The sequence below is a fragment of the Nocardia sp. alder85J genome (assembly GCF_020176955.2).
In the GTDB taxonomy this organism is placed as follows: Bacteria; Actinomycetota; Actinomycetes; order Mycobacteriales; family Mycobacteriaceae; genus Nocardia.
Genome location: NZ_JAIUCZ020000001.1, coordinates 428487 through 450335, shown reverse-complemented (window position 1 = coordinate 450335; position 21849 = coordinate 428487). Strand labels below are relative to the sequence as shown.

Genomic DNA, 21849 nt, shown 5'->3' with positions numbered 1-21849 from the left:
CCGATCATCGTCCGCCGGATCACCGATCCCCGCGGGCCGCGGTCACGGTCCGTCGAACAGGTCCAGGGTGGGGTGGGGTTCGCGGCTGCGGACCTCGATGGAGCCGAACACCAGGTCCGGCGGCGGGACCAGGCCCAGATGCTCCCACGCGGCCGCGGTGGCGACCCGGCCGCGCGGGGTGCGGGCGACCATGCCGGCGCGCACCAGGAACGGCTCGCACACCTCCTCGACGGTGGCCGCCTCCTCCCCCACCGCGACGGCGAGGGTGGACACGCCGACCGGTCCGCCGCCGAAGCTGCGGACCAGCGCGGCGAGCACCGCGCGGTCCAGCCGGTCCAGGCCGAGGCCGTCCACGTCGTAGACGGCCAGCGCGGCGCCGGCGATCTCCCGGGTGACCAGGCCGTCGGCCCGGACCTCCGCGTAGTCGCGGACCCGGCGCAGCAGCCGGTTCGCGATGCGTGGCGTGCCCCGGGAGCGGCCCGCGATCTCCGCGGCGGCGTCGGTCTCGATGCGGATGTCGAGGATGCGGGCCGAGCGCAGCAGAATCTGCCGCAGTTCGCCCGGATCGTAGAAGTCCATATGCCCGGTGAAGCCGAACCGGTCGCGCAACGGACCGGTCAGCGCACCGGAGCGGGTGGTGGCGCCGACCAGGGTGAACGGCGCGATCTCCAGCGGGATCGAGGTGGCGCCGGGCCCCTTGCCCACCACCACGTCGACGCGGAAATCCTCCATCGCCAGATAGAGCATCTCCTCGGCCGGGCGGGCCATGCGATGGATCTCGTCGATGAACAGCACATCACCCTCGACCAGATTGCTCAGCATGGCTGCGAGATCACCGGCGCGTTCCAGCGCCGGACCCGAAGTGATCCGCAGCGCGGAGCCCAGTTCCGCGGCGATGATCATCGCCATACTGGTCTTGCCCAGGCCCGGCGGACCGGACAGCAGCACGTGGTCCGGGGTGCCGCCGCGCTTTTTCGCGCCGCGCAGCACCAGTGTGAGCTGTTCGCGGACCCGCGGCTGGCCGATGAAGTCGTCCAGCGACTTCGGGCGCAGGCCCGCCTCGATCTCACCGTCGGAGTCGATATAGCTTGCGGTGACGGCGGATTCGGCCTCGTCGTCGTAGGCCTCGGCAGGATCGTTCACGGCCGGTTACCGGTTCTTGCCGAGCAGGCCCAGGGCCGCCCGCAGCGCCTTCGAGGTGCCCAGTTCCGGATCCTCGGTGAGCACCGCGTCCACCGCGGGCTCCGCCTGCCGGATCGGGAAACCCAGCCCGATCAGCGCCTCCACCACCTGATCCCGCACCGGGGTGACCATCGCCGCCGGACCGGCGCCGGGCGGACCCGCTTGCACCGGAACGAGATTCACCTTGTCGCGCAACTCGACCACCATGCGCTCGGCGCCGCGCCTGCCGATACCGGGCACCCGGGTCAGCGCCGCGATGTTGCTCTCCGCCAACGCCTTTCGCAACGCCTCCGGCTCCAGCACCGCCAGCACCGCCATCGCCAGCCGGGGGCCGACCCCGGAGACGGTCTGCAACAGGGCGAACAGCTCCCGGGCCTCGGTGTCGGCGAAGCCGAACAGCGTCATCGAGTCCTCGCGCACGATCATCGCGGTGTACAGCCGCGCCTCCTCGCCGCGGGTGAGCCCGGCCAGGGTCGCGGGCGTGGCGTTGAGCCGATAGCCGACGCCGGCGGCCTCGAGCACCACGTGGTCGAGCCCGATCTCGAGCACCTCGCCGCGTACCGACGCGATCACCCGGTCACCGCCTTTCGTTGCCGATCCAGTCGTTCCGTGTACTTGCGCTGCGCCGCCGCGGCCTGGGCCTCGGCCTTCGCCATCCGGTCCAGCATCGGCGCCCGCCAGCAGTGACAGATGGCCAGGGCCAGCGCGTCGGCGGCATCGGCGGGCTTGGGCGCGGTGGCCAAGCCTAGGATGCGCGTCACCATCGCCGTCACCTGGGCCTTGTCGGCGGAGCCGTTGCCGGTGACGGCGGCCTTCACCTGGCTGGGCGTGTGGAAGGCGACCGGGATGTCGCGCCGGGCCGCCGCGAGCGCGATGACGCCGCCGGCCTGGGCGGTGGCCATGGCCGTGCGCACGTTGTGCTGGGAGAACACCCGCTCGATGGCGACCGCCTCGGGCCGGTGCCGGTCCATCCACTCCTCGGCGGCATCGGCGACCAGCAACAACCGTTGCGGCAGCGCCATTTCCGGCGGCGTCCGCACCACATCGACCGCCACGGCCGTCACCTGCCGGCCCAGCGCGCCGTCGACGATGCTCACCCCGCACCGGGTGAGCCCGGGGTCGACACCCATCACCCGCACGAAAGCACCCCTGTCGAGTTCGCGAACAGTTGTTCGAAGTCTAGCGGAGACAGCGGGTTCCCCCGGCCACCGACACGGACCGTCCGGCGCTCACCACGGACCGCGCCGCATCCCACCGGCATCGTCAGCCGGGCAGTTCGGACGCGAACGCCGCGTGGGCATCCGGCGTGAACACCACGAAACGCACCTCGGCGACCGCGGTTTCGGCGGACCGCAGGGTCCCCACCGCGATCCGGGCGCCGTCGGCCATCGGCCACCCGAACACCCCCGTCGAGATCGCCGGGAACGCCACCGTGCGCGCCCCCAATTCGTCGGCCACCCGCAGGGATTCGCGATAGCAGGAGATCAGCAACTCCGAACGATCCTCGCGCGCCGACCACACCGGCCCGACGGTGTGGATCACCCACTGCGCGGGCAGTTTTCCGGCCGTCGTGGCGACCGCCCGCCCGGTCGGCAACCCGCCCCGGAACTCCCCCGCCCGCAATTCCCGGCAGGCCGCCAGGATCTCGGGCCCGCCCTTGCGATGGATCGCCCCGTCCACCCCACCGCCCCCGAGCAGACTCGAATTCGCCGCATTCACCACGGCATCCACCTGCTGTTCGGTGATATCCCCACGGACCAGCACCAATTCCGGCATGCGGCGATTCTCGCACCGGCGCCGGACTCCCGGCGGCGAACCCGCCGGACAGCCGAATCGGCGGGCGATCAGCCCCGATCCGAGGGCGGCACGGCCGCGTCGGAGGACGGCAGGACGGGATCGGGCACCGCGCAGGCCGAGCCGCGCAGCCCGGTGAGCAGCAGGTCCAGGCCGAAGATGTACTGGTCGGTGCCGCAGCCGCGGGCGCGCAGCAGTTCCGGCGCCAGGTCGGCGATCATCGGATGGGCCTGTGGCGAGAGCCGGGGCAGGGCGCCGGGGTCGTGGGCTTCGGCGCGCACCCGGCCCAGGGCGGCCCCGAAGGTGTACTGCAACAGCACCAGGTAGCCGCGGGCGGTGCACTCCCGGTCCAGCCCGGCGGCGCGCAGTTGCCCGACGATGAATTCCAGTGCGGCCGTGGCGGTATCGGCGAACTCGTCGTCGCCGTGCATACCGGTGGCCAGCACCCGCATGACCGCGGGCCGCTGCACCAGCAGCAGATACAGCGCGGTGCAGCAGGCCCGGACCTGCTCCTCCCAGCCGCCGTCGACCGCCGGGGGATGGAAGCTGTCCAGCACCCGGTCGCGGGCGGCCTGGAGGATCTCGTCCTTGCTGCGGAAATAGGTGTAGAGGGTCATCGTGCCCACGCCGAGTTCGGCCGCCAGCGTGCGCATGGACAGTTCCTCGGCCGTGGTGGTGTCGAGCAGGTGCAGCGCCGCGTCGACGATCCGGTCGGCGCTGAGCGTGTGGCGCGGTGCCCGGCGGCGCGATTCGGCTGGGGTCACGACGTGCTCCTCGGAACGGAAGGTTGCGGTTCGGTGAACAGTTTGCTGGTATGTTGGTCCGTACCGCGTACGGTACATCGTACGCGCTGGGAAACCGGAGGTCAGCGGAATGGTCGTGTCGATCCGATCCTTCCTGTCCCGCTATCGGGCACACCTGGCCGAGATCGGCCTGATCCTGCTGCTCTACGTCGCCTACGACGGCACCCGATTCCTGATCCGCGGCGGTACGGACGCGGCCGAACTGGACGCGCACACCGTGCAGCGGGTGGAGGACTGGCTGCGGCTACGCCCGGAACACTGGCTCAACGACCTGTTCACCGCCCATTTCTGGCTCGGGGTCCCGGCGGACTACCTCTACGCGACCCTGCACTACGTGGTCACGGGGGCGGTGCTGATCTGGCTGTGGCGCGCGCATCGGCCCGCCTACCGGCACGGCCGCACCCAACTCGCGCTGGCGACGGTCACCGGGCTGGCCGGTTTCATCTTCTTCCCGACCGCGCCGCCGCGGCTGCTGTCCGACGGCGGCTACATCGACGTCATGTCCCAGCACGCCGCGGTCGGCTGGTGGGCCGACAACGCCAGCGCACCGCGCGGGCTCGGGTCGCTCACCAACGAATTCGCCGCGATGCCGAGCCTGCACGTGGGCTGGGCGGTGTGGTGCGGGCTGATGGTCTTCCGCCACGCCCGCCCGCACTGGGTACGCGCCCTCGGCGCGGCCTATCCGGTGGTGATCATGCTGGTGGTGATGGGTACGGCCAACCACTACCTGCTCGACGGCATCGTCGGGACGGCGCTGATGCTGCTCGCCGGCTGGGTCGCCACCCCCTACCTGCGCGGCTTCGACGCCGCCGCCTCGTCGCTGCGCACCCCGCCCACCCGGGTCACCCGCCGGGCTCCGGCCACCCCGCTCCCGGCGCCTGCCTTCGGTGCCCCACGCCCGGCGCCGGCCCCCGCACCGGCCGCTGCCGCCGTCCTCGGCCCGGTACCCATCCCCGTGCCGGCGTCGCTCGCCGCCACCGGCCCGGCACACATCCCCGCGCTGGCCGATCTCGCGGCCGCCGGGCTGCGCTCGGCCGGCGGGATGATCCTGATCCCGCCGCTCGGCCCGCAACCGCAGCCGAGATCGGCCTGAGGATGCGGTGACGGGCCGAGCGGCGCTCCGCCGGGTTCTCGGCCGGCTGCCGCACGATGTCGCGGCGATCCGGCGACCACCCGGAGTAGCCCGGGATCCGACCAGCCGGTCCGTCTCCGCCCGGAAATTACCGCCGTGCGGCGGTAGATTTCCTGCCGACGTGCCACAATCCTCCGCTCGGCACGTCGGAGGGAGGCGGCCGTGCGCGGCATCTGGTGGGAGGCGGATCGCTGGCGGGAACGCCTGCGCACCAACCTCTGGTTCGTGCCCACCATGGTGGTGCTGGTCGCGATGCTGATCTTCGCGGTCACCCTCACCCTCGATCGTGCGGCCGCGCGCGGCGTGTTCACGATTCCGCCGTGGGTGATCGGCGGCACCCCGGACGCGGCGCGGCAGGTGCTCACCGCGATCGCCGCCGCGATCATCACGGTGGTCGGCGTCGTCTTCTCGATCACCATCGTGGCGCTGACCCTGGCCTCGACCCAGTTCGGGCCGCGCATGCTGCGCAACTTCATCCGCGATCGCGGCACCCAGCTCACGCTGGGCACCTTCGTCGCCACCTTCGTGTACGCGATCGCGGTGCTGGTGGTGCTGGGGCCGGATTTCGTGCCGCACATCGGCGTCACGGTGTCCATCGGCTCGATGGTGCTGGATCTGGCGGTGCTGATCTACTTCATCAATCACATCGCGATGCAGATCCAGTTGCCGAACGTGATCGCCGACATCGCCCGCGACGTCAACCTGGCGGTGGACGCCAACCGCGACCTGTCGCCGAGCATCGCCGCCCGGGGCCCGTCCACCGGCGAGCTGCTCACCCTGCTCGACGAATCCGGCGGCGTGGTCCGCACCACCAGCAGCGGTTATCTGCAATACATCCGGTACGAGCGGCTGGTCCGGCTGGCCGCCGACGCCGACGCCGTCGTCCATCTGCCCTATCGCCCCGGCCATTTCCTCACCGAGGGCCAGGTGGTGGCGACGGTGTGGCCGGCCGAGGCGGCCGACCGGATCGCCGAGAACTTCGCCCGCAAGCACGTCACCGGCTCCACTCGCAGTCTGGTGCAGGACATCTCGTTCGGGATCGACCAGTTGGTGGAGATCGCCCTGCGTGCCCTGGGCTCCTCGACCAACGACATCTTCACCGCGCTGGCCTGCATCGACTGGCTCGGCGACTGCCTGTCGCGGATCGCGGTCGCCTGGGATCCGGCGCCGGTGCGCCGGGACCGGTTCGGCCGGGTCCGGGTGATCGCCTCCCAGGTCAGCTACGAACGGCTGGTGCAGCGCGCCTTCGAGAAGATCCGCCAGGCCGGGCGCGGCGACACCGCGGTGATGATCCGGCTGCTCGACGCGCTCACCCGCATCTCCGACAGCTGCACCGATGCGCAGCGCCGGCAGGTGCTCGTGGAACAGGCGGCGATGATCGAGCGTCAGATCGACAGCATCCCGGAACACGCCGACCGCGCAGACGTATTTCGCCGTTGCCGCGCCTTCCACACCGCGGCCGCCGAAACCCCCGGAACCGGTCCTGAGCCGGGCGGACCGACTTCGGCGGCCGACACGGTTGCGATCGGATAGCCAGGAATCCACCGTACTCGGAGCCGATTCACAGCGGGCATTCAGAATCTCGATCAAGAATTACGGGCGTGTTTCATGCGCCGATGGATGTACCGACGACGCCACTGCCGACCACGAGCGTCGCACCGCCCCCACCCCCGCAGCTTCCTTCGGCAAACCTCAACCCGTATGCGGGTTTCCATCGAGGGCTGTCGCTGCTGCACGGCTGGTTACCCCTGACCATCGAACTGGTCGCACTGGCCCTGCTGGTCATCGCGATCATCCGGCCGAGCCGCCGCTGGTGGCTCATCCGGCTGCCGATCTGCCTGGTGATCGCCGTCGCGGTCGGCCTGGGCGCCCTGTGGTACATGGACGACCAAGGTCTGGCCTCGGATCCGGCGCCGCCGTTGCTGTGGGTGTGTATCGGCGCCACCGGCGCCGCGCTCGCGATCGCGATCCTCGGCTGGTCGCGCGCCCGCTGGTGGTACCGGGTCGTCGCCATCCTGGCGATCCCCGTCACGGCGGCCAGCGCGCTCGTCGTGCTCAACCAGTGGGTGGGCTACTACCCGAGCGTCCAGTCGGCGTGGAACGCGGTGACCGCCGGCCCGCTGCCACACCAGACCACCCTGAACGCGCTGGCCGGGATGCGCAACACCACTCCCAAGACGGGGGTGGTCGTCCCGGTCGACATCCCCACCAGCGGTAGCCATTTCCCGCACCGGACCGAGGACGTCTACCTGCCGCCCGCCTGGTTCGCCGGACCGACCCCGCCCACACTGCCGGTGGTGATGATGATCGCCGGCGAGTTCAACACCCCCGGCGACTGGTTGCGCAGCGGCCAGATCATGTCCGACATCGACAAGTTCACCGCCGCCGACAACGGGCAGGCGCCGATCCTGGTGTTCATCGACTCCAGCGGCTCGTTCAACAACGACACCGAATGCGTCAACGGGCCGCGCGGCGACGCCGCCGACCACCTCACCAAGGACGTCGAGCCGTACGTGGAGCAGAAGTTCAACGCCTCCGCCGACCCGGCGAACTGGGCCGTCATCGGCTGGTCGATGGGCGGCACCTGCGCGATCGACCTGACGGTGATGCATCCGGAGCTGTTCCACACCTTCGTCGACATCGCCGGCGACCTCGGTCCGGCCTCCGGCAACAAGGAACAGACCATCAAGCGGCTGTACGGCGGTGACGCCGCGAAGTGGGACCAGTTCGACCCGGTGACGGTGATGCAGAAGCACGGGCCGTACACCGGCGTGGCCGGCCTGTTCGACGATCTGACCCCGCCCAAGCGCCTGGCGAACGGCAAGATGCCGAACTTCAAGATGCCGACGGTGTCCGAGGACCAGATCGGCAAGGGCGGCGTGGACGGTGTGATGGACGACGGCGAGGTGGGCGCGGCCGAGAAGCTGTGCTCCACCGGGCAGGCGCTCGGCATCGAGTGCACCATCCACACCACCGAGGGTGGCCACACCTGGCAGTTCGCCGCCGCGGCGTTCCGCGCGTCGCTGCCATGGGTGATGGCCCGGGTGGGCCTGCCCGTTCCGGCCTCGTTCTGACGCACCCTCCCCGAGAGCCGCCCGGCAGGATCCTGCCGGGCGGCTCTCGGCTTTCCGCCCCCGACGCCACCGTCACCCGCGACCCGGCAGTGCCGCCGCCCACGACTCGGGCAGTGCCGCCGCGACTTCCGCGCTCCGCAGGTCCGCGACTCAGCGGTCCTGCCGCACCCGCACGGCGGGCCGGTCGCGATGGTCCCAGGCGACCAGGATGTCCGCCTCCTCCCCCGCATCCCGGCGGTGCCGCAGCAACGCGTCGGTGGTGAACGCGGCGTCGGGGTCGGCCGCGCGGCGCAGCGCCCCCTCCGACAGCCGCAGTTCGACCCCGAGATCGAAGTCCAGACCACGGCCGAACAGCATCGGACCCGCCACCAGCAACACCGTATCCCCTTGCGCGGCAACACTTCGCGCTCGCGCCGACCGATCGGTACGCTCGTCCCACAGCGCGGGCAGCCAGCGATCCTCTTGGCGTAATGCTTGCAGCACTTCCCGATTCAACCCGGCATAGTCGAACCAGGCTGTCCGGTAGGACATCTCGTCGCGGCCGAACTCGTAGCGCAGCGAGGCCGGCCGGACGAAATCGTGCAGTGACACCACCGCCGCAGGCCGCCCGCGGGTGTGCAGCCGGTCGGCGACCCGCTCCGCGAAGACCACCGGATCGGCGGCATCGGCCCCGTCGACGGCGACCGTCACATGGCCGCCGCGGGCCGCGGCGCGCGCGGTGACCAATTCGATCAGGGCCTCGGTGGTGATGGCGGAGTACTCGGGCACCGATCCATCATGTCCGATTCGCCGTGCCGTAGCCTGAGCTGGACCGCCGAGGGAAGGACGACACATGGCCACGATCGAGGAGGCCCTGGAGATCGAACGGCTGGAGCGGGACATCTTCCGTGGCGCGTCGGTCGAGACCCAGCTGGCCCGGACCTTCGGCGGCCAGGTTGCCGGGCAGGCGCTCGTCGCCGCGGTGCGCACCGTCGAACCTCGCTTCGAGGTGCATTCCCTGCACGGTTACTTCCTGCGGCCCGGGAATCCGGCCGAACCCACCGTCTACCTGGTCGAACGCATCCGCGACGGCCGCTCGTTCAGCACCCGCCGGGTGACGGGCGTGCAGAACGGCGAGGCGATATTCACCATGTCGGCCTCCTTCCACGTCGGCGACGAGGGTCCCGGCCATCAGGACGCGATGCCGGAAGTGCCGGGGCCACAGGACATTCCGATGGACAGCGCGGCCTACAGCGTTGAGCGCGCCTGGCGGATGCGGGAGTGGGAGCACTGGGACATCCGCTCCGTCCCTCAGAATCAGGTGTCGCACAACAAGGGTCTGGCCGCGCAGCAGCAGATGTGGTTCCGCTACCGGCATCCGCTGCCCGACGATCCGCTGTTCCACGTCTGCACGCTCGCCTACATGAGCGACATGTCGTTGCTCAGCAGTTCGCTGGTCCCACACCCCGACGCGCACACCCAGACGGCCTCGCTGGATCACGCCATGTGGTTCCTGCGTCCGTTCCGCGCCGATCAGTGGCTGCTGTACGACCAGTTCTCCCCGTCGGCGGGCTGCGGCCGCGGCCTCACCGGCGGCCGCATCTACAAAGAGGACGGCGAACTCGTCGCCTGCGTCATGCAGGAGGGCATGATCCGCTACCTGCGCGACCAGTGATCACGGCCGGGTGACCGGGAACACACCGCCGGGCGCGGAAAAGCCGCCCGTGGCCTGCGCCTATGCTCGTTTTCGTGACACCGACGATTGGCGTGCTGGGCCTGCAGGGCGATGTGCGCGAGCATTTCCGGGCGCTGGCCGAATGCGGGGCGAACGCCGTCACCGTGCGCCGGGCCGCCGAACTGGCCGAGGTGGACGGGCTGGTGCTCCCCGGCGGTGAGTCGACCACCATCAGCAAGCTGCTCCAGGTGTTCGAACTGCTGGAACCGCTGCGGCAGCGGCTGCGCGAGGGGATGCCCGCGTTCGGCTCGTGTGCGGGCATGATCATGCTGGCCTCCGAGGTGCTCGACACCCGGCCCGATATGCGGACCCTGCACGGCATCGATATGACGGTGCGGCGCAACGCCTTCGGCCGCCAGGTGGACTCCTTCGAAACCGATCTGGACGTCACCGGTCTCGACGGCGGGCCGATGCGCGCGGTGTTCATCCGGGCACCCTGGGTGGAGCGGGCCGGTGACGGCGTCGAGGTGCTGGCCCGGGTGCCCGACGGTCCGTTCTCCGGTCGTATCGTGGCGGTACGGCAGGGTGCGGTGCTGGCCAGTTCGTTCCACCCCGAGGTGACCGGTGACCTGCGTTTCCATCGCCTGCTGGTCGACACCGTGGTCCGCGGCGGGGTGGGCGCGCAGCGGTAGCCGCCACGGCGGAACAGCGGTAGCGGCCCCGGTGGGACGGGCCGCTACCGGCGGGACAGTAGACTGGCACAGTTGTCCGCCCGGACCTCGAGCAACCGACGTGAAGGAAGTAGGGAATGAGCGGCCACTCCAAATGGGCCACCACGAAGCACAAGAAGGCCGGCATCGATGCCAAGCGCGGCAAGCTCTTCGCCAAGCTGATCAAGAACATCGAAGTCGCGGCCCGCACGGGCGGTGGTGACCCTGGAGGAAACCCGACGCTGTACGACGCCATCCAGAAGGCGCGCAAGAGCTCGGTGCCGTTGGACAACATCGAGCGGGCCCGCAAGCGCGGCGGCGGCGAGGAAGCCGGCGGCGCCGACTGGCAGACCATCATGTACGAGGGCTACGGCCCCGGCGGCGTGGCGGTCCTGGTCGAGTGCCTCACCGACAACCGCAACCGCGCCGCCGGCGAGGTGCGGGTGGCCGTCACCCGCAACGGCGGCAACATGGCGGACCCGGGTTCGGTGTCCTACCTGTTCGGCCGCAAGGGTGTGGTCACCCTGGAGAAGAACGGCCTGTCCGAGGACGATGTGCTCGGCGCGGTGCTCGACGCGGGCGCCGAGGACGTCAACGACCTCGGCGACGAGTTCGAGATCATCTCCGAGCCCGGTGATCTGATCGCGGTGCGCACCGCCCTCCAGGACGCCGGCATCGACTACACCTCCGCCGAATCCGGCTTCCAGCCCTCGGTGTCGGTCGCCGCCGACGCCGAACTGGCCCGCAAGGTGTTCAAGCTGGTCGACGCCCTGGAGGACTGCGACGACGTACAGAACGTGTACACCAACGTCGACGTCTCCGACGAGGTCCTCGCCCAGCTCGACGACTGAGCCCCAACGGTTTCCACAATCGGCGACGGCCGCTCCTCTCGCACGAGGGAGCGGCCGTCGCCGATTCGCCTGTGTCCCCGCTTCAGTCGACCGTCAGCACCAATTTGCCGACGGTGCGGCCGGTTTCGCCGAGTGCGTGCGCCTTGGCGGCCTCGGCCAGCGGGAACACTCCCGCGATCGTCGGGCGCAGTCCGCCGGACTCCACCAGGTCGGTGAGCGCGGCCATGCCCGCGTGATCGGCCTCCACCAGCAGGATTTCGGCACGGCGGTCCGCGGCCTCGGCGGCGGCGAGCAGACCGTCCGCGCCCCGGGCCCGCAGGCTCACCACCACGCCGCCCGGTCGCAGGGTGCGCAGTGAGCGGATGGCGGTCTCGGCGGTGATCGCGTCCACGACCACGTCGACGTCGCGCACCTCCTCCGCGAAATCCACTGTGCGGTAATCGATCGGCTCGTCCACCCCGATGCCGCGCAGGAAGTCGTGATTGGCGGCACTGGCCGTGCCGATCACGTACGCGCCCAGCGACTTCGCGATCTGCACCGCCAGATGCCCCACTCCGCCGGCGGCGGCGTGGATCAGCACTCGTTGTCCCGCTTGCAGATTCGCGGTGTCGACCAGCGCCTGCCGGGCGGTCAGCGCGGCCAGCGGGACCGCCGCGGCCTGCACGTGGTCGAGGTTGCGCGGCTTGCGGGCGAAGGCGCGGGTCGGGCCCACGACGTATTCGGCCGCGGCCCCGTTCCCGTGCGGATACGGCAGCATGCCGAACACCTCGTCACCGGGACGGAACAGCGTGACGCCGACGCCGGTCGCCGCCACCACACCGGAGACGTCCCAGCCCAGCACGAACGGCGGCGGGCCCAGGAACAGGCCGGGCTTGGCGCGATGCCCCCAGTCGGTCGGGTTGAGGGCGGTGGCCCGCACCCGGACCAGGATCTCGCTCGGGCCCGGCTGCGGCACCGGGAGTTCGATCTCGTGCAGTACTTCGGGTCCGCCGAGGCGGTCCTGGCTGATGGCACGCATGGTTTCCGGTATCGGGTATGTGCTCATGTACCCAGCATGCCGTCCGCGGGCCCACCGGGAAAATGGCATGATTGCCACTCTTCGATAGGATCGTGCCATGCGTGTTCCGGTGCCCCACCGTGTCGTCGTGCTGGCGCTCGACGGCGTGTACCCGTTCGAACTCGGTATTCCGACCCGGGTGTTCGGTTCCGCCGACGGCCGCTACGAGGTCCGCACCTGCTCGGTCGACGGCCGCCCGGTCCGCTCCGGCAGCGATTTCGACATCGCCGTCCGGCACGACGCTGCGGCGCTGGAAACCGCCGACACCGTAATGATTCCGCCCTGCGACGTCCGTTCGATCCTGAAAGACGGCCTGCCCCCGGAGCTTTCGGCGGCATTGACCCGAATCCCGCCGCACGCCAGGCTGGTATCGATCTGCACAGGCGCGACGGTGCTCGCCGCCGCCGGACTGCTGGACGACCGCGCGGCCACCACCCACTGGGACGCCACCGACCGTTTCCGCGCCGCGTTCCCCCGCGTCCGCGTCGATCCGGACGTGCTCTACGTCGACGACGGCAGCATTCTCACCTCGGCGGGAGCCGCGGCCGGACTGGACCTCTGCCTGCACCTGATCCGCGTCGACCACGGCAGCGAGGTGGCGAACGCGGTGGCCCGCCGCTGTGTGGTCCCGCCGTGGCGCGAGGGCGGCCAGGCCCAGTACATCGAGCAGCCCGTCCCGCGCAGCACTTCAACCGGCACCGCCGAGGCCCGCACCTGGGCCCTCCAGCACCTGAATCTGCCACTGACCCTGGCCGATCTGGCCCGCCACGCCGGAATGAGCGGCCGCACCCTCGCCCGCCGTTTCCGCGACGAGGTCGGCGTCAGTCCCGGCCGCTGGCTCATCCAGCAACGCGTGTTCCGCGCCCGGGAACTGCTGGAGGCCACCGACCTTCCGATCGACCGGGTCGCCTCCGAGGTCGGCTTCGCCACCGGCGCCTCCCTGCGCCAGCACCTGCACGAGGCCATCGGCGTCTCCCCCCAGACCTACCGCCGCACCTTCCGCACCACGCCACGCAGCACGGTAGCGGCCACAGCGCTCAGCGAATCATGAAGAGATACCGAGTGTTTCGGACCGCACAGCGCCCGGCCGACTGACATCGTCAGCGAAATTCGCGCCACCACAGCGAACGCGACACGATACGGCGGTAGGGTCACCGCACACGATCGCCGGTCGCCACACTCGACCGGCCGGCCCGCACCATGGCCGCTGGTAGCCAGCGCGATCCGGCCCGAGCGACGGAAAACAGCCGCCCACCGCAACGGTGGACGGCCGCAACGTTTCCGGCTACGCCGCGCTCACCAACCGCGCTCGGCGAGGCGGTGCGGCTCCGGGATCTCCTCGACGTTGATGCCGACCATCGCCTCACCCAGGCCGCGCGAGACCTTGGCCAGCACGTCCGGGTCGTCGTAGAAGGTGGTGGCCTTGACGATGGCGGCGGCCCGCTCGGCCGGGTTGCCGGACTTGAAGATGCCGGAGCCGACGAACACGCCCTCGGCGCCCAGCTGCATCATCATGGCGGCGTCGGCCGGGGTCGCGATGCCACCGGCGGTGAACAGCACGACCGGGAGCTTGCCCGTGGCGGCGATCTCGCGGACCAGCTCGTAGGGCGCCTGCAACTCCTTGGCGGCGACGTAGAGTTCGTCCTCGGCCAGCGAGGTCAGGCGGCGGATCTCGCCGCGAATCTTGCGCATGTGGGTGGTGGCGTTGGACACGTCGCCGGTGCCGGCCTCGCCCTTGGAGCGAATCATGGCCGCGCCCTCGGTGATTCGGCGCAGCGCCTCACCCAGGTTGGTGGCCCCGCACACGAACGGCACGGTGAACTGCCACTTGTCGATGTGGTGCTCGTAGTCGGCGGGGGTCAGCACCTCGGACTCGTCGATGTAGTCGACGCCCAGGCTCTGCAACACCTGCGCCTCGACGAAATGACCGATCCGGGCCTTCGCCATCACCGGGATGGACACCGCCTCGATGATGCCGTCGATCAGATCCGGATCGCTCATCCGCGCGACACCACCCTGCGAGCGGATGTCGGCGGGCACCCGCTCCAGCGCCATGACGGCCACCGCACCGGCGTCCTCGGCGATCTTGGCCTGCTCCGCCGTGACGACGTCCATGATCACGCCGCCCTTGAGCATCTCCGCCATACCCCGCTTCACGCGGGCGGTACCGGTGCCGGTCGCTCCGTTCGGGGAAACGGCGGGGGTGGTCTCGGTCACGGCAAACTCCTGGGTCATCGGGGCCAATCGGGGTCACGCGAATGCGAACACCTCGATTGTAGGCAGCCCGATCAGGCCACTTGATAGCCAGTTGGACGGCACTGGACCCTCACCGCGCCCGCCGGGCGGCCACCACCACCGGTGAAGGCTAGCCGCCCGCAACCGGCGCAGCCGTCACAGCGGGTCGATCACGAACACCGTCGCCCAGTACGTCGCCGCCTCTTCCCCGAGGTAGGGCAGCAGAAAGTCGTGCAGGATGTACGACATCGGCACGGGGACCTCACCTTCATCAGGTCGCCGCCGAATCCGGCGGCGCTGTCGCCTCCGACGATAACCGATCGGTCACGACGGTGGGGCGACTCACAGCTTCCGCTCGGTAGTACCCCGCGATCAGCGGATCGAACGTACCTCGGGGTGGGAATCTCCCGCGGCGGCCGCCACCGCCTCGGGCAGCAAGCGGTCCAGTTCGTACGGGTACACCGCCTCGCCGGCGGCGTCCAGGGACACGATGTCCGCGGGCGCACACCATTTGTTGCCGCTGATGCTGCGCCGTTCCAGCACGGTGAGGCCGGTGGGGGCCGGATCGAAGGAGGCGACCCGGGTCACGAAGAACAGCTCCTCGGAGCGGATCAGCTCCCCGTTGAACGGGAACACGGCGACCCGGCGCCAGATCGGCCCGCGCAGCGCCGAGGAGTCCAGGGCCAGGCCGGTCTCCTCCCACAGTTCCCGCACCGCGGCCGCGCGCAGCGTCTCGCCCGGTTCCACGCCGCCGCCGACGGTGAACCAGAACGGCACGTCCGGGGTCATCGGGTCGTTGCCGCGCATCAGCAGCACCCGGCCGGATTCGTCGAGCAACACCACCCGCGCGGAGGTGCGGACGCTGTCGACCTCCAGGCCGGTGCCCGCGGCCGGGGTGACCCGCTCGGTGATCTCGAAATAGGTGGGTAGCGGGGCGGTACCGCCGAGGTGCAGCAATCGCACCGGGCGGCGGGTGCGCAGCGCGAGGGTGTCGCGGACGGCGTCGTTGTGGAAGCGGCGGGCGATCAGCACCCGTGCCTCGGCGTCGGCCAACTCGGCGACCAGCTGGGCGGGCAGGCCGGTGATGTCGAGCGAGGACACCGCGGCGGCGAGCTGATTCTCCGCGGTCTCCCGATCGGCCCAGTCCGCGCGCTCGGCGCGATCGGCCAGGGCCACAAGCTGTTTCGCCTGCTCGGCCGAGGCCTCCCCGGCGCCGCCCACCGCCACCGCGACCGTGCGGACCACCACCGCCCGCCGGGCCAGGGCGTACTCCAGGGCGTGCCGGGCCTGGTCACCGCGGACGTGCAGCCGGTCCAGCCGGTTCGCGGTCGAGTACGCCCAGACGCCGACCGCGACCAGGGCCGCCGCGACCAGCGCGAGGATCAGGATCGCGGTCGCGGAGAAGGTGATCATCCGGCGGTCCTCACTCTGGCGTCACCGACGGTCACCGTCTCGTACACCCGCAGAATCTGCTCGGCCACGACGGGCCAATCGTATTCGCCCACCACCTGATTCGCGGTGCGGACCAGATCCTCGCGGCGCTGCGGGTGACCGAGCAGGTCGTCCAGGGCCGCCGCCAGCGCCGCCGAATCGCCCACCGGCACCAGCCGTCCGGCGGCACCGTCGCGCAGCACCCGGCGGAAGGCGTCCAGATCGCTCGCGAGCACCGCGGTGCCGGCGGCCATCGCCTCCACCAGCACGATGCCGAAACTCTCGCCGCCGATATTGGGCGCGCAGTACACGTCGGCGCTGCGCATCGCCGACGCCTTCTCCTGGTCGGACACCTGGCCCAGGAAACGCAGATGCCCGGCCAGGTCGCCGGCCTCGCGGCGCAACCGCTCCTCGTCACCGCGCCCGACGATGAGGATCTGCACATCGGGATGCCGCCGCACCAACGTCGGCAGCGCACCCAGCAGCACCGCCATCCCCTTGCGCGGCTCGTCGTAGCGGCCCAGGAACAACACCGCGCCGCCCGGCCGCGGATAGCCTTGCAGCAGTGGCGCGTTCGCGAACGCCTTCACGTCGACCCCGTTCGGGATCTCGACCGCGTCGCCGCCGAGCGCCTCCACCTGCCAGCGCCGCGCGAGCTCCGACACGGCGATGCGGCCGGAGATCTTCTCGTGGTACGGCCGCAGCACACCCTGGAAGGTGGCCAGCACCAGCGACCGGGTGGTCGAGGTGTGGAAGGTCGCGACGATCGGCCCCTCGGCGATCTTCAGCGCCAGCATCGACAGGCTCGGCGCGTTGGGCTCGTGGATGTGCAGGACATCGAAATCGTTGTCCTCGATCCAGCGCCGGATCCGGGTGTAGGCGGTAGGCCCGAACGACAGTCGCGCCACCGAACCGTTGTAGGGGATGGCCACCGCGCGACCGGCCGACACCACGTAATCCGGCAGCGGCGTCTCGTCGGCGGCGGGGGCCAGCACGCTCACCCGGTGCCCGCGCTCGATCAGCACCTGGGCCAGCTCCACCACATGGGACTGCACCCCGCCGGGTACGTCGAACGAATAGGGGCAGACCATGCCGATCTTCATCATTGCTCGTCTCTGGCGGTCCCCGCCGGATCCTGCCGGGCGGTCAGTTGCGCCTGCGCGGTGGTGATCCGCGCGCGGCGTTCGGCCGACAGATCGGCCTCCCACAACGGCTGCAACATATGCCAGTCGGCCGGGTGTTCGGCGATGTTGGCGGCGAACCGATCCGCCAGTGTCTGGGTCGCGGCCGCGATACCGCCGGAGACGTCGACCGCGCGACCGATGTTCAAGCCCCAGCTCTCCCGGCCCGCGGCGTCGACGGTGAACCAGGGGTGCGCGGGTAGCAGCGCGGCGCCGGTGTCGATCGCGAGTTTCGCGGCGCCGGCGGGCATCCAGGTCCGCTCGCCGAAGAAGGTCACCGGCACCCCCTTCCCGGTGAGATCCCGCTCCCCCATCAGGCAGATGATCCGGTTCGCGCGCAGCCGCTCGGCCAGTTGCGTGAACGGCGGCTGCTCACCGCCGGTCAGCGGGAAGACCTCGAAGCCGAGGCTCTCGCGGTAGACCACGAAGCGCCGGAACAGGGATTCCGGCCGCAGCCGTTCGGCCACCGTCGAGAATCTGCCGTAATGCTGCACCAGCCACAGCCCGGCCATGTCCCAGTTACCGGAATGCGGCAGCACGAAGATCACCCCGCGGCCGGCGGCCAGCGCCGCCTCCAAGTGCTCGACGTCCTCCGGCGGTGGCATCCGCGGCGGCCTGGTGACCGCCTCGTGATCCATCGACGGCAGCCGGAACGCCTCCCGCCAATAACGTGCGTAGGAGCGCATACTCGCCCGGATCAACTCGTCGGGCACCTCCGCCGGGGTGACGCCGAGCACCCGGGACAGGTTGCGGCGCAACTGATTCGGCGCATCACGGTGGTGCGCGGCCCGATTCGCGCGGCGGCCCGCCCAATCGCCGCCGGCATCGAACAGCCGGCGAGCGGTGTCCTCGGGCAGGCTCCGGACCAGCCACCATCCGGCCGCGTACGCCCGATCGGTCAGCGCGGCTTTCACATCCGTCATCGCTGTCGCCTAGTTCGTCGCGCCGGGCTCGACCTTGCCCGCGGGGGTTATCACGTCGCGGGCGCCCGCCGAATTCCGCACCGCCAGCACCCGCTGGAACACGGTGACGATGCTCAGCACCGCCAGGATGTACATCGCCACGTACACCGCGTAGGTGAGCCAGTCGATACCGAAATATCCACCGAGGCCGGTGAATCCGGCGCCGACGAGCACGATCACCAGCCGGTCGGGCCGCTCGATCAACCCGCCGTCGGCCGACAGGCCACTGGCCTCGGCGCGCGCCTTCGCGTACGAGATGACCTGCGAGGTCACCAGCACCACCAGGGTCGCCACGAACAGCTGCTTGCTGTGCTCGTGGTACACCGACCACCAGGCCAGCGCGGCGAAGATGGCGCCGTCGGCCACCCGATCACAGGTGGCGTCCAGGACGGCGCCGTAGCGGGTGCCGCCGCCGCGGGCACGGGCCATCGCCCCGTCGAGCATGTCGAACATGACGAACAGCCAGATCACCATCGTTCCCCAGAACAGGTGACCGGTCGGGAACAGCGTGACCGCGGCGACGATCGACGCGGTGGTGCCGATCAGCGTCATGGCATCCGGCGTGAGACCGGTGCTCACCAGCGCCCGCCCCAGCGGAGCGGTCGCCTTGGCGAAGGTCTCACGGCCGAAGAAGCTCAGCACCTACGCCTCCTGTGCTTCTGCGGGACACCCGCACCCGGTCGGCTCCGACGGGCAGGCTGCGCGAGAGTAGCCCATCTACGCCTCCTGTGCTTCTGCGGGACACCCGCACCCGGTCGGCTCCGACGGGCAGGCTGCGCGAGGATAGCCCATCTACGCCTCCTGTGCTTCTGCGGGACACCCGCACCCGGTCGGCTCCGACGGGCAGGCTGCGCGAGGATAGCCCATCTACGCCTCCCAGGCTTCCGCCAGCAGGGCCCTGGTCTCGCGCAGCAGCTGCGGCATCACCTTCACGCCGCCGACGACGGTGATGAAGTTGGCGTCGCCACCCCAGCGCGGCACGATGTGCTGGTGCAGGTGGTCGGCCAGCGAGCCGCCCGCCACGCCACCGAGGTTCAGGCCGACGTTGAAACCGGCCGGATTCGACACCTTCTTCATCACCCGGATCGCGTGCTGGGTGAACTGCATGAGTTCGGTGCTCTCCTCGGCGGTGAGCTCCTCGAGGTCGGCGACGCGGCGGTACGGCACCACCATCATGTGCCCGGGGTTGTACGGGTACAGGTTCAGCACCGCGTACACCCACTGCCCGCGCGCGATCACCAGACCGTCCTCGTCGGACATCTTCGGGATCTCGATGAACGGATGCCCGGACTTCCCGGAATCGCTCGCCGGCTCCTGGGTATCGGTTTCCCGATCGGCGACCGCACCGGTGATGTAGGACATCCGATACGGAGTCCACAACCGCTGCAACCGATCCGGCTCACCGACACCGCGATCGACCAGAGCGCCGGCCGCCTCCGGCGTCGAATCCGCCCGGGCCGCAGCCTCTTCCACAGTGCGCTCGCTCATACCCCATCCTGTGTCCGGCGGGCGATCATCTAGGAACCCTTCCGGATCTCGAAACCCTCCGCGGTGGGCGAGGCGTTGACCCGCCGCCGGACCCAGTCCACCACAGTCGCCACCGCGTCGGCGACCGGCACGCCGTTGACCTGGCTGCCGTCGCGGAATCGGAAGCTGACCGCGCCCGCGGTGACATCCCGCTCACCCGCGAGCAGCATGAACGGCACTTTCTGCGCGGTGTGGTTGAAGATCTTCTTCTGCATCCGGTCGTCGCTGCGGTCGACCTCGGCGCGCACCCCGGCGGCCTTCAGTTGCGCCACCACCTGTTCCAGATGCGGCACGAAGGTGTCGGCGACCGGGATACCGACCACCTGTACCGGGGCCAGCCACGCCGGGAACGCGCCCGCGTAGTGCTCGGTGAGCACACCGAAGAACCGCTCGATCGACCCGAACAGCGCGCGGTGGATCATCACCGGACGCTTCTTGGTGCCGTCACCGGCGGTGTACTCCAGCTCGAAGAGCTCGGGCTCGAAGAAGTCCAGCTGGATGGTCGACATCTGCCAGGTGCGGCCGAGCGCGTCCTTGGCCTGCACCGAGATCTTCGGGCCGTAGAACGCGGCCCCGCCCGGATCCGGCACCAGTTGCAGGCCCGAGGCCTCGGCGACCTGCCGCAGGGTGTCGGTCGCCTGCTCCCAGACGTCGTCCTCGCCGACGTACTTCTTCGGATCCTTGGTCGACAACTCCAGATAGAAGTCGTCGAGGCCGTAATCCTTGAGCAGGTCGAGCACGAAGTTCAGGATCGTGGTCAGTTCCTCCTGCACCTGTTCCTGGGTGCAGTAGATGTGCGAATCGTCCTGGGTGAAGCCGCGCGCGCGGGTCAGGCCGTGCACCACGCCGGACTTCTCGTACCGGTACACCGAGCCGAACTCGAACAGCCGCAACGGCAACTCCCGGTACGACCGGCCGCGGGACCGGTAGATCAGGTTGTGCATCGGGCAGTTCATCGGCTTGACGTAGTAGTCCTGGCCGGGCTTGCGGACGGTGCCGTCCTCGTTGTACTCCGCGTCCAGGTGCATGGGCGGGAACATGCCGTCGGCGTACCACTCCAGGTGCTTGGAGGTCTCGAACAGATGCGCCTTGGTGAGGTGCGGGGTGTTGACGAACTCGTAGCCGCCCTCGACGTGGCGCTGCCGCGAGTAGTCCTCCATCTCCTTGCGGATGATGCCCCCCTTGGGGTGGAACACCGGCAGGCCGGAACCCAGCTCGTCCGGGAAGGAGAACAGGTCCAGTTCGAGCCCGAGCTTGCGATGGTCGCGCTTCTCGGCCTCGGCCAGCATGGTCAGGTACTCGTCCTGGGCCTCCTGCGACTCCCAGGCGGTGCCGTAGACGCGTTGCAGACCCTCGCGGTCCTGGTCGCCCCGCCAGTAGGCCGCCGAGCTGCGGGTCAGCTTGAAGGCCGGAATGTACTTGGTGGTCGGGCAGTGCGGGCCGCGGCACAGGTCGGCCCAGATCCGCTCGCCGGTGCGCGGATCGAGGTTGTCGTAGATGGTCAGCTCGTTCCCGCCGACCTCCATGACCTCCGGATCGTCGATACCGGACTTGTCGGAGATCAGCTCCAGCTTGAACGGCTCCTTGGCCAGTTCGACCCGGGCCTCCTCGACCTCGACCACGCGCCGCGAAAACCGTTGCGCGCCTTTGATGATCTTCTTCATCCGGGATTCCAGCCTCGCCAGATCCTCGGGGGTGAAGGGGCGCTCGACCTGGAAGTCGTAGTAGAAGCCGTCCTTGATGAACGGGCCGATCCCGAGCCGGGCGCCCGGGAACTCCTGCTGCACGGCCTGGGCCAGCACGTGCGCGGTGGAATGGCGGATCACGTTGCGGCCGTCCACGGATCCGGCCGCGATCGGCTCGACCTCGACATCGGCCTCCGGGGTCCAGGACAGATCCTTCAGATTGCCCTCGGGATCGCGGACGACGATCACCGCGTCGGGACCCTTGTTCGGCAGGTCCGCCTCGCGCAGCGCGGCGCCCGCCGTCGTCCCGGCCGGCACCCGAACGAGGGCGGCTGGGTTGGTGCGGGCTGAGGTGGTCACGGCTGCGCTCTCCTTGGCAGTCTCGGGCGGGCGGCTGCCCGCTGGGTACGGACGGGTGGCGACCCGTCCGGTGGGCCCGGTGGGACCCGTGCCGGTGGTACATCGGTCCGGCGCGACCATGCTATCCGGCGCCTACGACGGATGCGCCGATGGACCAAGGTCTCGCACCCCGGAGCCCGGCCGGCGCGGCCGCGCCACCTGGTGGAATTGC

21 protein-coding genes are annotated in these 21849 nt (G+C 70.2%); 7 read left to right on the top strand and 14 right to left on the bottom strand.

The window, feature by feature from the left end:
• Nucleotides 1-42: 42 nt before the first annotated feature.
• The 5 genes from ruvB to LBW94_RS02070 all read right to left on the bottom strand — a co-directional run bounded on the left by ruvB (nt 43) and on the right by LBW94_RS02070 (nt 3740).
• Entirely contained in the window at nt 43-1143 is a 1101-nt protein-coding gene (gene ruvB, locus LBW94_RS02090) for a Holliday junction branch migration DNA helicase RuvB (protein WP_225056624.1), read from the bottom strand.
• Between the two features lie 6 nt (nt 1144-1149).
• Nucleotides 1150-1755 carry a Holliday junction branch migration protein RuvA gene (gene ruvA / locus LBW94_RS02085; RefSeq protein ID WP_225056625.1) on the bottom strand — a complete coding sequence of 202 codons (606 nt, stop codon included), beginning with the start codon at nt 1753-1755 and terminating at the stop codon, nt 1150-1152.
• A complete protein-coding gene (gene ruvC / locus LBW94_RS02080) occupies nt 1752-2321 on the bottom strand; it encodes a crossover junction endodeoxyribonuclease RuvC (protein ID WP_225056626.1) in 570 nt (189 codons plus the stop codon). Before ruvC ends, ruvA begins: the two co-directional genes overlap by 4 nt.
• A gap of 124 nt (nt 2322-2445) precedes the next feature.
• The gene (locus tag LBW94_RS02075; RefSeq protein ID WP_225056627.1) at nt 2446-2958 is read right to left on the bottom strand and encodes an O-acetyl-ADP-ribose deacetylase; all 513 of its coding nucleotides are present in this window, start codon (nt 2956-2958) and stop codon (nt 2446-2448) included.
• Nucleotides 2959-3026: 68 nt separating this feature from the next.
• Nucleotides 3027-3740: a TetR/AcrR family transcriptional regulator gene (locus tag LBW94_RS02070; protein ID WP_225056628.1), complete on the bottom strand. Its 714-nt coding sequence runs from the start codon at nt 3738-3740 to the stop codon at nt 3027-3029.
• A gap of 109 nt (nt 3741-3849) precedes the next feature.
• Between LBW94_RS02070 and LBW94_RS02065 the strand changes: the two genes are divergently transcribed.
• From LBW94_RS02065 to LBW94_RS02055, 3 genes are all read left to right on the top strand, one after another.
• Nucleotides 3850-4872 (top strand): phosphatase PAP2 family protein, encoded by a 1023-nt coding sequence (locus tag LBW94_RS02065; protein WP_225056630.1) that lies wholly within the window; start codon nt 3850-3852, stop codon nt 4870-4872.
• A 201-nt stretch (nt 4873-5073) separates the two neighbouring features.
• The gene (locus tag LBW94_RS02060) at nt 5074-6444 is read left to right on the top strand and encodes a DUF2254 domain-containing protein (protein ID WP_225056632.1); all 1371 of its coding nucleotides are present in this window, start codon (nt 5074-5076) and stop codon (nt 6442-6444) included.
• Nucleotides 6445-6527: 83 nt separating this feature from the next.
• Entirely contained in the window at nt 6528-7985 is a 1458-nt protein-coding gene (locus LBW94_RS02055) for an alpha/beta hydrolase (RefSeq protein WP_225056634.1), read from the top strand.
• Nucleotides 7986-8135: 150 nt separating this feature from the next.
• Here the strand turns inward: LBW94_RS02055 and LBW94_RS02050 are convergent, their stop codons facing one another.
• A complete protein-coding gene (locus LBW94_RS02050; protein WP_225056636.1) occupies nt 8136-8753 on the bottom strand; it encodes a hypothetical protein in 618 nt (205 codons plus the stop codon).
• Between the two features lie 64 nt (nt 8754-8817).
• Here LBW94_RS02050 and LBW94_RS02045 point away from each other — a divergent pair, with 64 nt between their 5' ends.
• The 3 genes from LBW94_RS02045 to LBW94_RS02035 all read left to right on the top strand — a co-directional run bounded on the left by LBW94_RS02045 (nt 8818) and on the right by LBW94_RS02035 (nt 11200).
• On the top strand, nt 8818-9639 hold the full coding sequence (locus LBW94_RS02045; RefSeq protein WP_225056637.1) for an acyl-CoA thioesterase: 822 nt from the start codon (nt 8818-8820) through the stop codon (nt 9637-9639).
• A 62-nt stretch (nt 9640-9701) separates the two neighbouring features.
• Nucleotides 9702-10331 carry a pyridoxal 5'-phosphate synthase glutaminase subunit PdxT gene (pdxT, locus tag LBW94_RS02040; RefSeq protein WP_225056638.1) on the top strand — a complete coding sequence of 210 codons (630 nt, stop codon included), beginning with the start codon at nt 9702-9704 and terminating at the stop codon, nt 10329-10331.
• Between the two features lie 116 nt (nt 10332-10447).
• On the top strand, nt 10448-11200 hold the full coding sequence (locus LBW94_RS02035) for a YebC/PmpR family DNA-binding transcriptional regulator (protein WP_225056640.1): 753 nt from the start codon (nt 10448-10450) through the stop codon (nt 11198-11200).
• Nucleotides 11201-11282: 82 nt separating this feature from the next.
• Here the strand turns inward: LBW94_RS02035 and LBW94_RS02030 are convergent, their stop codons facing one another.
• A complete protein-coding gene (locus tag LBW94_RS02030) occupies nt 11283-12245 on the bottom strand; it encodes an NADP-dependent oxidoreductase (protein WP_225056641.1) in 963 nt (320 codons plus the stop codon).
• Nucleotides 12246-12315: 70 nt separating this feature from the next.
• On the opposite strand from LBW94_RS02030, the gene LBW94_RS02025 reads away from it, so the two are divergent.
• Nucleotides 12316-13308, top strand: a complete 993-nt coding sequence (locus LBW94_RS02025) for a GlxA family transcriptional regulator (protein WP_225056643.1) — start codon at nt 12316-12318, stop codon at nt 13306-13308.
• Between the two features lie 245 nt (nt 13309-13553).
• Here LBW94_RS02025 and pdxS read toward each other — a convergent pair whose 3' ends face one another.
• From pdxS to thrS, 7 genes are all read right to left on the bottom strand, one after another.
• Nucleotides 13554-14492: a pyridoxal 5'-phosphate synthase lyase subunit PdxS gene (pdxS, locus tag LBW94_RS02020; RefSeq protein ID WP_225056644.1), complete on the bottom strand. Its 939-nt coding sequence runs from the start codon at nt 14490-14492 to the stop codon at nt 13554-13556.
• 372 nt (nt 14493-14864) lie between these two features.
• Nucleotides 14865-15902, bottom strand: a complete 1038-nt coding sequence (locus LBW94_RS02015) for an NUDIX hydrolase (RefSeq protein WP_225056685.1) — start codon at nt 15900-15902, stop codon at nt 14865-14867.
• The gene (locus LBW94_RS02010; RefSeq protein ID WP_225056687.1) at nt 15902-17026 is read right to left on the bottom strand and encodes a glycosyltransferase family 4 protein; all 1125 of its coding nucleotides are present in this window, start codon (nt 17024-17026) and stop codon (nt 15902-15904) included. The genes LBW94_RS02015 and LBW94_RS02010 overlap by 1 nt, the downstream gene beginning before the upstream one ends.
• Nucleotides 17026-18027 carry a phosphatidylinositol mannoside acyltransferase gene (locus tag LBW94_RS02005; protein WP_225056646.1) on the bottom strand — a complete coding sequence of 334 codons (1002 nt, stop codon included), beginning with the start codon at nt 18025-18027 and terminating at the stop codon, nt 17026-17028. Before LBW94_RS02005 ends, LBW94_RS02010 begins: the two co-directional genes overlap by 1 nt.
• A 9-nt stretch (nt 18028-18036) precedes the next feature.
• Nucleotides 18037-18708: a phosphatidylinositol phosphate synthase gene (pgsA, locus tag LBW94_RS02000; RefSeq protein WP_225056647.1), complete on the bottom strand. Its 672-nt coding sequence runs from the start codon at nt 18706-18708 to the stop codon at nt 18037-18039.
• 225 nt (nt 18709-18933) lie between these two features.
• Entirely contained in the window at nt 18934-19554 is a 621-nt protein-coding gene (locus LBW94_RS01995) for an HIT family protein (RefSeq protein ID WP_225061790.1), read from the bottom strand.
• 29 nt (nt 19555-19583) lie between these two features.
• On the bottom strand, nt 19584-21638 hold the full coding sequence (gene thrS, locus LBW94_RS01990; RefSeq protein ID WP_225061791.1) for a threonine--tRNA ligase: 2055 nt from the start codon (nt 21636-21638) through the stop codon (nt 19584-19586).
• Between the last annotated feature and the right edge of the window lie 211 nt (nt 21639-21849).